Annotated in this window: 13 protein-coding genes; 8 read left to right on the plus strand and 5 right to left on the minus strand. The window is 65.5% G+C overall.

Annotated elements, in window-relative coordinates; genetic code table 11:
• From RMQ73_RS04415 to RMQ73_RS04425, 3 genes are all read right to left on the minus strand, one after another.
• On the minus strand, nt 1-1,196 hold a 1,196-nt coding region (locus tag RMQ73_RS04415; protein ID WP_310496842.1), incomplete at its 3' end, for an amidase family protein.
• A gap of 2 nt (nt 1,197-1,198) precedes the next feature.
• Entirely contained in the window at nt 1,199-2,875 is a 1,677-nt protein-coding gene (locus RMQ73_RS04420) for an amidohydrolase family protein (protein WP_310496843.1), read from the minus strand.
• A gap of 57 nt (nt 2,876-2,932) precedes the next feature.
• Nucleotides 2,933-3,796: an NAD(P)-dependent oxidoreductase gene (locus RMQ73_RS04425; protein ID WP_310496886.1), complete on the minus strand. Its 864-nt coding sequence runs from the start codon at nt 3,794-3,796 to the stop codon at nt 2,933-2,935.
• 101 nt (nt 3,797-3,897) lie between these two features.
• Between RMQ73_RS04425 and RMQ73_RS04430 the strand changes: the two genes are divergently transcribed.
• Together RMQ73_RS04430 and RMQ73_RS04435 are read left to right on the plus strand one after the other, a co-directional pair.
• Nucleotides 3,898-5,142: a threonine ammonia-lyase gene (locus tag RMQ73_RS04430; RefSeq protein ID WP_310496845.1), complete on the plus strand. Its 1,245-nt coding sequence runs from the start codon at nt 3,898-3,900 to the stop codon at nt 5,140-5,142.
• Nucleotides 5,143-5,294: 152 nt separating this feature from the next.
• Complete coding sequence (locus RMQ73_RS04435; protein WP_310496846.1) at nt 5,295-6,047, plus strand: arginyltransferase; 753 nt, start codon at nt 5,295-5,297, stop codon at nt 6,045-6,047.
• Between the two features lie 51 nt (nt 6,048-6,098).
• Here the strand turns inward: RMQ73_RS04435 and pgi are convergent, their stop codons facing one another.
• Nucleotides 6,099-7,616: a glucose-6-phosphate isomerase gene (pgi, locus tag RMQ73_RS04440; RefSeq protein ID WP_310496847.1), complete on the minus strand. Its 1,518-nt coding sequence runs from the start codon at nt 7,614-7,616 to the stop codon at nt 6,099-6,101.
• A gap of 92 nt (nt 7,617-7,708) precedes the next feature.
• Between pgi and rnc the strand changes: the two genes are divergently transcribed.
• Nucleotides 7,709-8,425, plus strand: a complete 717-nt coding sequence (gene rnc / locus RMQ73_RS04445; protein WP_310496848.1) for a ribonuclease III — start codon at nt 7,709-7,711, stop codon at nt 8,423-8,425.
• The gene (gene era, locus RMQ73_RS04450) at nt 8,422-9,360 is read left to right on the plus strand and encodes a GTPase Era (RefSeq protein WP_310496849.1); all 939 of its coding nucleotides are present in this window, start codon (nt 8,422-8,424) and stop codon (nt 9,358-9,360) included. The genes rnc and era overlap by 4 nt, the downstream gene beginning before the upstream one ends.
• A 28-nt stretch (nt 9,361-9,388) precedes the next feature.
• Here the strand turns inward: era and RMQ73_RS04455 are convergent, their stop codons facing one another.
• Nucleotides 9,389-10,120, minus strand: coding sequence for a cistern family PEP-CTERM protein (locus tag RMQ73_RS04455; protein WP_310496850.1), 732 nt, complete (start codon nt 10,118-10,120; stop codon nt 9,389-9,391).
• 204 nt (nt 10,121-10,324) lie between these two features.
• On the opposite strand from RMQ73_RS04455, the gene recO reads away from it, so the two are divergent.
• From recO to RMQ73_RS04475, 4 genes are all read left to right on the plus strand, one after another.
• Nucleotides 10,325-11,074 (plus strand): DNA repair protein RecO, encoded by a 750-nt coding sequence (gene recO / locus RMQ73_RS04460; protein WP_310496851.1) that lies wholly within the window; start codon nt 10,325-10,327, stop codon nt 11,072-11,074.
• 9 nt (nt 11,075-11,083) lie between these two features.
• On the plus strand, nt 11,084-13,342 hold the full coding sequence (parC, locus tag RMQ73_RS04465) for a DNA topoisomerase IV subunit A (protein WP_310496852.1): 2,259 nt from the start codon (nt 11,084-11,086) through the stop codon (nt 13,340-13,342).
• 18 nt (nt 13,343-13,360) lie between these two features.
• On the plus strand, nt 13,361-13,687 hold the full coding sequence (locus RMQ73_RS04470) for a hypothetical protein (RefSeq protein WP_310496853.1): 327 nt from the start codon (nt 13,361-13,363) through the stop codon (nt 13,685-13,687).
• A gap of 112 nt (nt 13,688-13,799) precedes the next feature.
• Nucleotides 13,800-13,961 carry a hypothetical protein gene (locus RMQ73_RS04475; RefSeq protein ID WP_310496855.1) on the plus strand — a complete coding sequence of 54 codons (162 nt, stop codon included), beginning with the start codon at nt 13,800-13,802 and terminating at the stop codon, nt 13,959-13,961.
• Nucleotides 13,962-14,100 lie beyond the last annotated feature (139 nt).

Genomic DNA, 14,100 nt, shown 5'->3' on the forward strand with positions numbered 1-14,100 from the left:
GGAATGGCGTGGCGGGTCAGCACCGGAGTCATCAGCACGTCCATGCCGGCAAAGCTGGCATTATAGGCCTCGCGGTAGCTAAACAAGCGGCCGATGATGGCGCGGGCATCGGCCTGGGCAATCGCGGCGCCGCGTGCCGCAAGATACGCTGTCAGCGGTTCGAGCCTTGCCGCTGCATCGGCGCCAAGCTTGCTGCGAACCTCGCCAGCGGAGCGTGCCGCGGCCATCGCCCAGAAATCGGTGAAATCACGCGCAAAATCAGATGGCGAGAACGACCATTCGGCATCGACGACCTTGTGGCCCAACCGGGTCAGCAACGCACGGGCACCGGCGATGGCGGCCATCACCTCGGCATCGGGCACGGTGCCATTGGCAGTGGCGGTAAGCACGCCGATGGTCAGCGGGCCGGTCTGCCCCGCCGGAACCAGCGGCGCCAGCCCTTCGGCGCCGGCCTGTTGCAGGCGCAACAGCGCAAAGGCGCTGTCCCGCACGCTGCGCGTCAGCACATGATCGACGGCGATATCGGCGGCATCATCCTTGGGCGTCATGCCTTTTGATCGCCCGCGTGACGGCTTGAAACCGAAAAGCCCGGTCAGCGAGGCCGGGATGCGGATCGAGCCGCCGCCGTCATTGGCATGGGCGATGGTGACGACGCCCGATGCCACCGCCGCCGCGCTGCCGCCCGATGACCCGCCCGGCGACAGGTCGGGGTTCCATGGGTTGCGCGTCGGCCCGCGCGCCAACGGCTCGGTCACGCACATCAGGCCGAATTCGGGTGTCGCGCTCTTGCCGATGGGGTTCAGGTCAAGGCCGGTCAACGCCGCGACAAACGGGTCGTCGGCCTTGGCGGGCGGCACATCGGCAAAGGCGCGGCTGCCGTTACGGGTCGGCTGGCCCTGCCAATCGTTCAAGTCCTTGATGAGCGTCGGCAGCACCGGGGCGGCGCCGGGCACCTTGGGCAGGCGGTCGGCCGCAGCCCGGTCGATCAAAACGGCGCAGTTCAGCTTGGCCTGCGCCGCTTCCAGCCGGGTGATCGCAGCTTCGGTGACGGCGCGGGCGCTGGTGTGGCCAGCGATGATGTGCTGGGCCAGCGCCTGGGTGTCATCGGGCACGGCCACTGCGGCAAGCGCCGGCAATGGCAGGGCCGCAGCAGTGCCGGCCGCCAGCAACTGGCGGCGATCGAGACGCAGTTCCATGGCTATTTGCTTTTGCGAAACACGCGGCGGCCCGCAACCCAGGTTTCACGCACGGCGATTTTCCACAGATCGCCCGGCGGTGAGGCAAACGGGTCGGTGTCGGTGATGATGAAATCGGCCCATTTGCCCGGAGTCAGCGTGCCGACCTTGTTCTCGGCATGGCCGGCAAAGGCCGCGTCCGTGGTGAAGGCGGCGAATGCCTGCTGCAGGGTCATTGCCTCGGCCATGCGCCAGCCTTCGGGCGGCAGGCCATCGCGCGACTGGCGGGTGACGGCGGCGTGCAAACCAAAAAAGGGATTGGGCGGCTCGACCGGGAAATCGCTGCCGCCGGCAATGCGCGCGCCGCTGTCGATGATTGTTTTCCATGCATAACCGCCCGCCAGCCGGGCCTCGCCGACGCGCGCTTCGGCCATGCCCTTGTCGGACGTGGCGTGGGTGGGCTGAATGCTGGCGATGATGCCGAGCCGGGCAAAGCGCGGCAAATCTTCGACAGCGACGATCTGCGCGTGTTCGTTGCGGTGCCTGAGGGCGCTGCGCTGGCTTTCGGGCATGGCAGCAAAGGCGGCGAGCACCGCGCCATTGGCTGCATCGCCGATGGCATGGACATTGACCTGGAAGCCGGCCGCAGAGCCTTGCAGGATCATCTGGCGCAACTGGGTTTCAGGGAAGAACGGCAACCCGCGCGAATTGGGCGCGTCGGTATAAGGCTGCATCATCCAGGCGCCGCGACTGCCCAAGGCGCCATCGGCTTGCAGCTTCATCGCCATCATCGCCAGCCGGTCGTCCCAGCCCCAGCCGATGGGGCCGGACGGGGCAACTTCGGCGCGATTTTTCGGCCCATAGGCCATGGCATAGATGCGCGTCGTCAGCTTGCCGGTGTCGGCATAGCGGACGTAACGGTCCCAAACTTGCCGGTCCATGCCGGCATCATGCACGCTGGTCAGGCCTACGCTGGCCATGGTGCGCAGGGCCGCGTCGAGCACTGCATCGCCCTCGGCCACTGTCGGCGCCGGCATGACATCGGTGACCAGTTTCATGGCGGCATCGACCAGCACGCCCGACGGATTGCCGGCGGCGTCCTTTTCGATGCGGCCACCAGCCGGATCCGGCGTGTCGCGGGTGATGCCGGCCGCCTTTATGGCAGCACTGTTCACCCAGCCGGCATGGCCATCGACGCGTTCGAGAAAGGCCGGGCGGCCGCCGGTGGCAGCGTCCAGCTCGGCGGCGGTGGGGAAGCGCCCGATGGGTTGGCCGCCTTCGCTCCAGCGTTCCTGGTTCCAGCCGCTGCCCTTGATCCAGCCGCTTTTCGGCGTGCCCTTGCGGATGCGGGCCTGCGCTTCCGCGATGCTGGTCGTGCCATTCAGGTCGATGGCGAGCTTGAGTTCCCCCAATCCCATGACATGGCCGTGCGCGTCGATCAGGCCAGGGAGCAGCGTGGCGCCCTTGAGATTGATCTTCTTGCCTTTGGGCAATGCCGCGCCGGCAGGAAAAGTCGCCACGACATGGCCGTCATCACCGACCTGAAGCGCAGCGAACCGCTGAAGGGCGCCGTCGCCGCCCAGCGTGTAGCCATTGGCGTTGATATACAGCGTGTCGGCAATGGCCGGCGAAGCCGCAAGCGCCAACGGCGCCGCTACGAAGGCCAGCAAAGCGGCCAGTGATGCGTGTATTTTCCCCATCTTCGCAGCCTAGGACGGCTGCCGCCTTGCCGCAAGCCGCCTGCCGCAAACCTGGTATCAGCGCACCAGCCGGCGGATCAACGACGACGTGTCCTGGCGGCCGCCGCCCATGCCTTGCACATCGGCGTAGAATTGATCGACGAGCGCGCCCAGCGGCAGCGGCACACCGAGCCGGCGCGCTTCATCCAGCGCCAAACCGAGGTCCTTGCGCATCCAGTCCACGGCGAATCCGAAATCGAATTGCCCGCGCGCCATGGTGCCGGCACGGTTGTCCATCTGCCAGCTTTGCGCCGCGCCCTTGGAAATCACATCGACGACCGCATCCAGATCAAGGCCGGCAGCGCGCCCCAGCGCCAGCCCTTCGGACAGGCCTTGCAGCACGCCGGCGATGCACAGCTGGTTGACCATCTTGGTCAATTGACCCGCGCCGGCCGGGCCCATGTGGCCCATGCGTTTTGCATAAGCCTGCATCACCGGACTTGCAGCGGCGAACGCCGCCTCGCTGCCGCCGCACATGATCGTCAGCGCGCCGTTTTCAGCGCCCGCCTGCCCGCCCGAAACGGGCGCGTCGAGCACCAGCAAACCCCGCCGGTCGCCAACATCGGCCAGTTCGCGGGCGATGGCGGCCGACACTGTGGTGTGATCGACGAACAGGCTGCCGGGCGCCATGGCGACAAAGGCGCCATCCGGCCCCAGCGTCACGGCACGCAGATCGGCATCGGCGCCCACACAGGCCAGCACCACGTCGGCACCATCAGCGGCAGCGGCGGGCGTGGCGGCTGCGCGGCCACCGTGCGCCGCCACCCACGCATCGGCCTTTGCGGGCGTGCGATTGTAGACGGTGACATCATGGCCGGCATGGACAAGATGGCGAGCCATGGGGGCGCCCATGACGCCGAGGCCGAGAAAGCTGATCTTCATGGACAAGCGATAGCGCCGCGTGGCGGGCGCGGGCAAGGGCCAAGAGGTGGCGCCTGGTCGGCAGGGGTAGAATTGCCGCACGCTGCCAGTTACACAGCGCCATGACCGTCCCCTCTCCCCTCGCCCATAACAATTTGCCCATCTGCCTCGCCGATGTCGAAGCGGCGGCCATCGCGATCGAAGGCGCCGTCATCCGCACGCCGTGCCTGCGATCCGAAACCCTGTCGCAGGTGACAGGCGCCGATGTCTGGCTGAAGTTCGAAAATCTCCAGTTCACTGCCGCCTACAAGGAGCGCGGCGCACTGAACAAGCTGCTCAGCCTGACCCCTGAGGAGCGGGCGCGCGGCGTTATCGCGGCCTCGGCCGGCAACCATGCCCAAGGGCTTGCCTATCACGCCAGGCGGCTGGGCATCCCGGCCACCATCGTCATGCCGCGCTTCACCCCCATCGTGAAGGTGCAGCAGACCGAAGGGCACGGCGCCCATGTCGTGCTGCACGGCGAAAAGTTCGAGGATGCCGACGCGCATGCCCATGAACTGGCGGCCAAGCGCGGCTTTGTGTTTGTCCACCCCTTCGATGATGCCCGTGTCATGGCGGGCCAGGGCACGGTCGGGCTGGAAATGCTCGCCGATGTGCCCGATCTGGATATGCTGGTCGTGCCGATCGGCGGCGGCGGGCTGATTTCGGGCATTTCGACGGTTGCCAAGGCTCTGAAGCCGGGCATCGAAGTGATCGGTGTCGAGGCCGAGCTTTACCCATCGATGTATGCCCTGATGAAGGGCCAGACGATGGTGTGCGACGGCGATACGCTGGCCGAAGGTATTGCGGTCAAGACGCCGGGCGTGCTGACATCGCAGGTTGTGCGCGCGCTGGTCGATGACATTGTGCTGGTCGGCGAACGCGATCTGGAAACGGCGGTGTCCATGCTGCTGACCATCGAAAAGACCGTGGTCGAAGGTGCGGGCGCGGCTGGTCTTGCGGCGCTGCTGGCGCATCCGCGCCGGTTTCGCGGGCTGAAGGTCGGGCTGGTGCTGTGCGGCGGCAATATCGACACGCGGCTATTGGCCAATGTGCTGCTGCGCGAACTGGCGCGGTCGGGCCGGCTGGCGCGGCTGCGCATCCGCCTGAAGGACAGGCCGGGCGCCCTGTTCGAAGTGGCGCGGATTTTCGATCAGCAGCAGGTCAATATCATCGAAATCTATCACCAGCGGGTGTTTACCAACCTGCCGGCCAAGGGCCTGATCACCGATATCGAATGCGAAACCCGCGACCGCGATCATCTCGACCGGTTGATCGAGGCGCTGCGCGCAGCAAGCTATGAAGTGCGTTCGATCGAAACCGATTGATCGCCCTTTCGGCGGGCACCCGATCACGGTAAAGAATCGTTAACGTTGAAAAAGCGTGTAGCTTCTGGCGGTTTGGACGCATTAGACTGCACACATGCAGCGGAGTCGGGCCGGACCAGCTGAACTCATAGGCCAGCGCCAGGGAGGGCGGCTTGACCGATCAGAGCTACCGCTTTCCGCGCTTCTTCGTGACGGCGCCAAGTCCCTGCCCGTATATTCCGGGTCGGACCGAGCGCAAGGTCTTTGCCGAAATCAAGGGTGACGATGCCCGCGACATGGCCGAAGCCCTGGGCCGCATCGGTTTTCGCCGCAGCCAGAATGTCGTCTATCGGCCGTCGTGCGACAGCTGCCAGGCCTGTGTGTCGGTGCGCGTGCCGGTGCAACGCTTTGCGCCGGGTCGCAGCCAGAAGAAACTGCTGGCCCGCCATGCCGACCTTGAAGTGCATGCCTGCCAGCCCTGGGCGACCGAGGAACAATGGGCGCTGCTGCGCCGCTATCTGGCGGCGCGCCACCCACAAGGCGGCATGGCGGCGATGGACACGCATGATTTCTCCGACATGATAGAACAATCACCGGTCGATACCGTGGTGGTCGAATATCGCGAACCGTCGGTGGATGGCCGACCGGGGCGGCTGGTGGGATGTTGCCTTACCGACAAGCAGTCGGACGGGCTGAGCATGATCTACAGCTTTTATGATCCCGATGCAGTCGGCAGGCCCGGTACAGCGGACCGCGCGGGCATGGGCAATTTCATCATCATGGACCACATCATGCGCGCCCGCCGCGCCGGCATGACCTATGTCTATCTCGGCTATTGGATCGAAGGCTGTGACCGCATGGCATACAAGACCAGGTTCAAGCCGGTCGAAGCCTTGATCGGCGGTGTCTGGCGCGAACAGGACTGAACCATTTCCAATCGGGCGCAATCGCCTGATGTTCAGGAAATCGCGGCCCGATCAAAGCCCGGCGCGCGCCATCAGGTCACGCGTCGAAGGATCGAAATCCGGCGCGGCGCCGGAGAGGGCCGCGATGGCCAATTCCTTGCCCAGTTCGACGCCCCATTGATCGAACGGATTGATGCCCATCAGTGCCGCCGCCACGAACACGCGGTGTTCATAAAAGGCAATCAACGCGCCCAGCGTGCGGGCATCCAGCCGGTCCAGCAGCAAAGTTGCCGACGGGCGATTGCCGGTAAAGGTCTTGGCAGCCGCCAGCGCCGCATCGCCGCCCGCCAGCACCAGCGCCTCGGCCAGCGTGCGGCCGCACATCAACGCCGCGCCCTGGGCAAGGCAGTTCGCCAGTAACTGCCGGTGATGGCTGCCGGTCATGTCATGGCCGGGTGTGCGGACCGCCAGAAACTCGGTCGGGCCGATGACACTGCCCTGGTGCAGCAACTGGAACACCGCATGCTGGGCGTCCGTGCCGGTGCCGCCCCAGGTGATGGCGGCAGTGGGTCTATCTGTGGCGGCGCCGTCGCGCGTCACGGATTTTCCGTTCGATTCCATCTCCAGCTGCTGGAGATAGGCGGGCAGCAGCCGCAACCGTTCGTCATAGGCAAAGACGCCGCGAACCGGCTGCCGGCAATACCGCGCCGCCCAGACATCGGCCATGCCGGCCAGCACCGGCAGATTGCGCGCCATCGGGGCATCGAGGAAATGCCGGTCCATAGCCGCCGCGCCGGCCAGCAGATCGGCAAATGCCGCCGGGCCGCAGCGCACCGCCAACGGCAAGCCGACAGCCGACCAGAGCGAATAGCGCCCGCCCACCGAAGGCGCGAACGCCAGCACCTCGCCCACGCCCCATGCCTGCGCGCGTTCGGGGGCGGCGGTGATGCCGATGAAGCGCGAAGCCGAATCGGCAATCCCGGCGGCGGCCAACCATGCCCGCGCGCTTGTCGCGTTCGTCAGTGTTTCGGTGGTGGTGAACGTCTTGGACACCACGGCAAAACTGGTGTGCGCCGGATCGCAGCGCGACAAGGCCCGGGACAGCGCCTCGCCATCGACATTGGCGACGATCTCGATAGCCGGTCCGTCGCCGTCGCGGCCCAGTGCATCGACCAGCAGCGCCGGCCCCAGCCCGGACCCGCCGATACCGATATGGACCAGATAGCGTGTGCCATCGGCGCGCAACCTGTTGGCACATGCCAGCATGTCGGCATGGGCAGTGGCAGCGGCGGCATTGGCAGCGCCCGGTCCAAGGCCGCGTTCCGCGACATGGGTTGCGCTGCGGCCTTCGGATGGATTAACGATTTCGCCGGCAAACAGCTTTGCCCGCCAGCCGGCAACATCGCTTTCCTGCGCCAATGCCAATAGGGCGTCCAGAATTTCGGGCGTGACTGCCAGCTTGGACAAATCGGCGTGGATGCCGGCGACATCGACCGACAGCCGCGCCAACCGGTCAGGGTCGGCGGCAAAGGCGCCGGCGATGTTCAAGGAGCTGGCGGCAAGGGTGCGGAGGCGCTGCTGGACGGTCATATACCCTGTGTCTCCCCGGTTGGCGGCGAAGTCCAGCCTTGCGGCGCGCACTGCACGCGTCATGTGACAGGCGCATGGCGGGCAACAGACGCTTGACCGATGCGGCATCTGCGGTCACGGCAACAGCGATGAACGCCCGCCAGACAGATGCCGAACTCGCCCTATGGGCCAAATCGGCCCTCGGCCATGATTTTGCCGACCCGTCACTGGTGCTGCGCGCCGTGACGCACAGCAGCATGGGGCCGGACAATTACCAGCGGCTGGAGTTCCTGGGCGACCGGGTGCTGGGCTGTGTCGTGGCGACGTTCCTGTACCAGCAGCACGGCGAGGACGAGGGCGGCTTGACGGCGCGCCTGCATGCACTGGTCGAGGGATCGGCCAATGCCAGCGTGGCCCGCGCGCTGGGGGTACCGGGTCATGTCATCATGGAACGCAAGGCCAAGGTTCAGGGCCTGCATCTGTCCGACAATGTGCTGGGCGATGTCGCCGAGGCACTGGTTGCGGCCTTGTACATCGATGGCGGCTGGGCGGTCGCCGAAGCCTTTGTCAGGCGCGAATGGGGCCGGCTTGCGACCGAAGGCAGCGGCTATCTTGCCAATCCCAAAAGCCGGCTGCAGGAATGGGCGCTTAAGCACCGGCGCGGCATGCCGGTTTATATTGTCATCGACCGGCAAGGCCCCGACCACGCCCCGCGTTTCACCATCGAGGCCAGTGTGCGCGGCGACGAGCCGGCAACTGGTGAAGGCGCATCGAAACAGGAAGCCGAAAAGGCCGCCGCGCTGGCGCTTCTGGAAAGACTTGACCCATGACTGAAGCCAATACCGAAGCGATGACCGAAGACACCGTCCTGCCGCCGACCTTTTGCGGCTCTGTCGCCATCGTCGGTGCGCCCAACGCCGGCAAGTCGACGCTGGTCAACGCGCTGGTCGGCCAGAAAGTCGCCATTGTCTCGGCCAAGGTGCAAACGACCCGCACGCGCCTGATCGGCATTGCCGTCGAAGGCGCATCGCAGTTGCTGCTGATCGACACGCCGGGCATCTTCACACCGCGCCGCCGGCTGGACCGGGCCATGGTCAAGGCCGCCTGGGACGGCGCGCACGGCGCCGATCTCATCGCGCTGGTCGTCGATGCCAAGGCCGGGTTTCGCGGCGAATCCGAAGCGATCCTGACAGCGCTGGCCGACCGGCCCGAACCCAAGATCCTTGTGCTCAACAAGGTCGATATCACCGTCAAGGAAAAGCTGCTGATCCTCGCGCAAGCGGCCAGCGCCAAGGTCAATTTCACCGATGTGTTCTTCGTTGCCGCCCATACCGGCGACGGAGTGCCGCAGCTCAAGGCGCATATGGCGGGCGCGATGCCGCCGGGGCCATGGGCCTACCCCGAAGACCAGTTGGTGGATGCCACGACGCGGTTGATGGCCGCCGAAATCACCCGCGAGCAATTGTACCGGCAACTGCACGCCGAACTGCCCTATGCCAGTGCCGTCGAGACCGAAAAATGGGAGGAACGCCGCGATGGCAGCATCGCCATCCACCAGCAGATCCTGGTCGAACGTGACACGCAAAAGGCCATTGTGCTGGGCAATCGCGGCAGCCGCATCAAGGAAATCGGTTCGGCTGCACGCGCCGGTATCAGCGAACTGACCGGCAAGACGGTGCATCTGTTCCTGCACGTCAAGGTCAAGGAAGACTGGGCCGAAGACCGCGGCGTCTATCGCGACGCCGGGCTCGACTGGACGGACTGAGGTTAAGACTGTTCGCAGCCAGCGGCTGTCAGGCTACCTGCAGCTTGCGGCGGCGCGCGGCCGCACCCACCAGGCCAAAGCCGGCGATCATCATCGCCCAGCTTGCCGGTTCCGGCACGGGCGCTGCGCCGAATACACCGATACCGGAGCCGCCTTGTTGGCCATTGGCGATGTCGATTGCCTGATAGCGGACGACGAAATTGTCGAGGATGATGGTGCTCTGGGCCGCACCAAAACGCAGCGTGAAGGTGTTGACCGGATTGTTGCCATTGGGGATGGACTGGTTGGTGACCAACGATCCGCCCCACAGGCCACCGTTGGCACCGCCAGAGCAGCCATTGCCGCCGCCGGCATCGCGGAAGCAGACCTCGACATTGACGCCATTGGAAATCTGGCCGGCCCCGGTGATGTCGAACATGCCCGTCGATGACTTGCCAACGATGTTGGGAGCGACGTTGAAACCAAAACCCGACAGGCGGGAGCGTTGGACAGGACCGCCCGACGTGTTACCGAGATAGTCGATGGTGAAAGTCCAGTCGGTCCAGGCGCCATTGCCGTTGGAGCCGCCGAGCGCGCTCAAGCGAAAGATGGACTTGGCCGTCAGGCCGGCCTGGGGCGTGCCGCCGAGGAAACCGGCACCATAATTCACCGTGAAGCTGTTGCCGATCGCGCTTGCCGAGAATGGCGTGCTGGGCACCGTGATGGCCACGGCCGGCGCAGCAACAACCAGAGCGGCTGCAACGACAATCGAACGAAACATACTGAAAACCCCTGAAACCTATAACTCCTTTCTAAGTGTTTACGTTTTCTTAATCAAGTAGAAAGATTAGCACTGTGGAAGTGTCTTGTTCATCAATGGCTTGGCAGCAGGCGCGGCGATCAGCAACCTTTTGGCGCGCCCAAAGCCGATTCGCGTCGGCGCGGCCGTTGCCGCGAAGGCCGCTCCTGGCCTAGACGAGGGTGGATGTTGCACATCGATGGCCTCGCACTCGTGCTCAGCCTGGCGCCCCATGGTGAGCATGGCGCGGTGGTTCGTTTCCTGACGCCCGATCAAGGCCTGGTGGCGGGCTATGTCATTGGCGGACGATCGCGCGCCCTGCGCGGCACGCTGCAACCGGGCAACCTTGTCTCGCTTGTGCTGCGGCCACGGGCCGGTGGCGGCATGGGGCAAGCCAAGGTCGAACTGCACAGCGCACGCGCGGCGCTCGCGGGCAGCGGCCTGGGTCTCGCAGCTCTCGACTGGGCCACCACAGTGACCGCAGCCACGCTGGCCGAAGGAGACAGCCACCCGGATCTTTATGCAGGGCTGGACGCCATGACGGCCGCGATTGCGGCCGATGCGCCGCCGCGACTGCTCGGCGAAACCATGGTGCGCTATGAATTGCTGCTGCTCGCCAGGCTGGGCCTCGGGCTTGACCTGAGCAGCTGCGCGGCCACCGGTGCCCGTGACGAACTCGCCTATGTCTCGCCGCGTTCACGCCAGGCCGTCAGCCTGGGCGCCGGCCTGCCCCACGCGGCCAAATTGCTGCCCCTGCCCGCCTTTGTGCTGGGAAATGGCGCGCCGACAGCGGCAGATGTTGCCGGCGGATTGCGGCTCAGCGGCTTTTTCCTGGCCCGTGACCTGCTGGGGCCGCGCGCGCAGCGGCTGGTGCCGACACGGCAACGCTTCATCGACAGGCTGGCAGCGCTGGACCCCGTTTTGTTCCCCGGCTAAGGGTAGGGAATGGCATCATCCCCTCCCGAACTGACCGACAATATCGTCGATGCACCCTTTGATACCGCCCTTGGCGAGCGATATCTTGTTTATGCGCTGTCCACGATCACGGCGCGGTCATTGCCCGACCTGCGCGACGGCCTGAAACCGGTGCATCGCCGCCTGTTGTGGGCGATGCGGTTGCTCAAGCTCGACCCGGCGCAAGGCTACAAGAAATGCGCCCGCGTTGTTGGCGATGTCATCGGCAAATACCATCCGCACGGTGACCAGTCGGTTTATGACGCCATGGTGCGGCTCGCGCAGAATTTCGCGCTGCGCTATCCGCTGGTCGATGGCCAAGGCAATTTCGGCAACATCGACGGCGATAATGCCGCCGCCATGCGATACACCGAGGCGCGGCTGACGGCTGCGGCCACGGCGCTGATGGACGGGCTGGACGAGGAATCGGTACCGTTCCGCACCACCTACAATGGCGAGGAGGAGGAGCCGGAGGTGTTCCCCGGCATGTTCCCCAACCTGCTCGCCAACGGTTCATCGGGCATTGCGGTGGGCATGGCGACCAGCATCCCGCCCCACAATGCCGCCGAAATCTGCGACGCGGCGCTGCTGCTGCTTGCCGATCCGGAAACGCCTGATGCGGCGCTGCTGGCATCGGGCGGCGGGCCGGTGCAAGGCCCGGATTTCCCCACCGGCGGCGTGATGGTCGAACCGGCGGGGTCGATTGCCGAATCCTACATGACCGGGCGCGGCGGCTATCGGCTGCGCGCGCGCTGGCACCGCGAAGAGCTGAAAAGCGGCATGTGGCGCATCGTCATCAGCGAAATTCCCTATCAGGTGGTCAAGGGCAAGCTGATCGAGGCGCTGGCCGAACTGGTGTCGGAGAAAAAGCTCGCCATTCTGGGCGACATCGATGACGAGAGCGACGACCAGGTGCGCATCGTCATCGAGCCGCGCTCGCGCAATGTCGATCCCGAAATATTGATGGAAAGCCTGTTCAAGCTGACCGATCTCGAAGTGCGCGTGCCGCTGAACATGAACGTGCTCGACGGTGGCCGCCCCGGTGTGTTGTCGCTGAAACAGGTGCTGTCGAAATGGCTGGTGCATCAGCGTGACGTGCTGCTGGCACGCGCCGGTTTCCGGCTCGGCAAGATCGAGGCGCGGCTGGAAGTACTGGGCGGGCTGCTCAAGGCCTATCTCAATCTCGACGAAGTCATCCGCATCATCCGCGAGGCCGATGATGCGCGCGCTGAATTGATGGCGGCGTTCGACCTGACGCATGTGCAGGCCGAAGCCATTCTCAACATGCGGCTGCGGTCGCTGCGGCGGCTGGAGGAAATCGAGATCACGCGCGAGAATGCCGCGCTGACCGCCGAAGCCGTCACCTTGCGCGAACTGGTGGCTTCGCCGGCAATCCAGACGGCACGGCTGATCGGCGATCTGTCGGCGATCCGCGCCGCCTATGGCCCGGATACGCTGCTCGGCAAGCGCCGCACCGATGTCATGGGCGCGCCGATCGTGCGGTTCGTGCCGCTCGAAGCCATGATCGACCGCGAGCCGCTGACCATCATCTGTTCGGAAAAGGGCTGGATCCGGGCCATGAAAGGCCACATCGATCTGGGCGCCGGCGACGCGCTGAAATTCAAGGAAGGCGATGGCCCGGCCTTTGCCTTTCATGCCCAGACCACCGACCGGTTAATGATGGCGGCCAGCGACGGGCGTTTCTACACGCTCAGCCCCGACAAACTGCCCGGCGGGCGCGGCTTTGGCGAGCCGGTGCGCCTGATGATCGACCTGGTCGAGGAGGCGCAGATTGTCAGCCTGTCGGTCTGGCAGGCCGAAGCACGGCTGATGCTGGTGGCCAATGACGGACGCGGATTCCTGGTCGAATCTGCTGAATTGCTGGCCGAAACACGCAAGGGGCGGCAAGTGATGACGCCGCGCACCGGTGCCAAGCTTATGGTGGTGCGCCCGATTGCCGCCACCGACGACATGGTCGCGGTAATAGGCGAGAACCGCAAGCTGCTGGTGTTCGACCTTGCCGAACTGCCGGTCATGCAGCGCGGCCAGGGCGTCGCCCTGCAGAAATACAAGGATGGCGGCATGGGCGATGCGCGCAGCTTTGTGATGGCCGAGGGGCTGAGCTGGGCGATGGGCGGCGCTTCGGGCCGCACCCGCACCGAAAACGACCTGACCTTCTGGAAAGGTGCGCGGGCCAGCGCCGGCCGCTTGCCGCCGACCGGCTTTCCGCGCGACAATCGGTTTGGATAAGCAATCGAAAGGCGCCGCATGACAATTGCCATCATCATCGTCGTCGTCGTGGTTCTGCTGTTGCTGGCCGCACCCGCCAAGGCGGCTGGCCGTGGCAGCGACGGCGGCGGCGTCATGGATAGCGGCCCGGCAGACGAACGGGACATCGGCGGTGGCGGCTGGTTGGCTGGCGCCAATGAGCAGAGTGGTGAGCAGAGCGGCGACCAGACTGGCGACTTCGCGCTGGACTCGGGCGGTGGAAACATTGGCGGCGGAGACTTTGGCGGCGGCGGCAGCAGCGGCAGTTGGGATGACAGCGGCGGTGATGCTGGCGATAGCGGCGGTGATGGCGGCGGGGGCGACTGACACAACGTTCCGCGAAGCGCCGGCCTGTCTCGCCAAAGACGCCTCGGCCCGCTATTGTTGACGCGGCCGGGCGCGGGCTATTTTCTGGACACACATCATCTGGGGTTCTTGCATGTTCACTGGCGGCGTCATCCTGCTCATCGTCTCATTCTTTGCCATGATCGCCTGGTTCGTCTGGCTGGCGTATCGCGATCCCGCCAACCTGTTCAAGGGCCGACCGAGCGATGTGCCGGTTCCCGAAACCGATACCGACACCGACACCACGAAACGCTGACAGGACCATGGCCGTTGTCGTCCTGCTTTTGCTCAGTCTTGTCGTTGTCGTGCTCATGAGCCGCACGGGCCGCCCTGCCCCGCCCACGGAGCCGCCCGAAGCCGGCGAGTGATGGTTTAGGGCGCCTGCAAAACCGCTT

This window comes from Sandarakinorhabdus sp. (assembly GCF_031430775.1).
Taxonomy (GTDB): Bacteria; Pseudomonadota; Alphaproteobacteria; order Sphingomonadales; family Sphingomonadaceae; genus Sandarakinorhabdus.

Coding starts and splice junctions, on each gene's coding strand:
- RMQ73_RS04420 (WP_310496843.1), bottom strand. CDS start 2,875: ATGGGGAAAATACACGCATCACTGGCCGCTTTGCTGGCCTTCGTAGCG.
- RMQ73_RS04425 (WP_310496886.1), bottom strand. CDS start 3,796: ATGAAGATCAGCTTTCTCGGCCTCGGCGTCATGGGCGCCCCCATGGCT.
- RMQ73_RS04430 (WP_310496845.1), top strand. CDS start 3,898: ATGACCGTCCCCTCTCCCCTCGCCCATAACAATTTGCCCATCTGCCTC.
- pgi (WP_310496847.1), bottom strand. CDS start 7,616: ATGACCGTCCAGCAGCGCCTCCGCACCCTTGCCGCCAGCTCCTTGAAC.
- era (WP_310496849.1), top strand. CDS start 8,422: ATGACTGAAGCCAATACCGAAGCGATGACCGAAGACACCGTCCTGCCG.
- RMQ73_RS04455 (WP_310496850.1), bottom strand. CDS start 10,120: ATGTTTCGTTCGATTGTCGTTGCAGCCGCTCTGGTTGTTGCTGCGCCG.
- recO (WP_310496851.1), top strand. CDS start 10,325: ATGTTGCACATCGATGGCCTCGCACTCGTGCTCAGCCTGGCGCCCCAT.
- parC (WP_310496852.1), top strand. CDS start 11,084: ATGGCATCATCCCCTCCCGAACTGACCGACAATATCGTCGATGCACCC.
- RMQ73_RS04470 (WP_310496853.1), top strand. CDS start 13,361: ATGACAATTGCCATCATCATCGTCGTCGTCGTGGTTCTGCTGTTGCTG.
- RMQ73_RS04475 (WP_310496855.1), top strand. CDS start 13,800: ATGTTCACTGGCGGCGTCATCCTGCTCATCGTCTCATTCTTTGCCATG.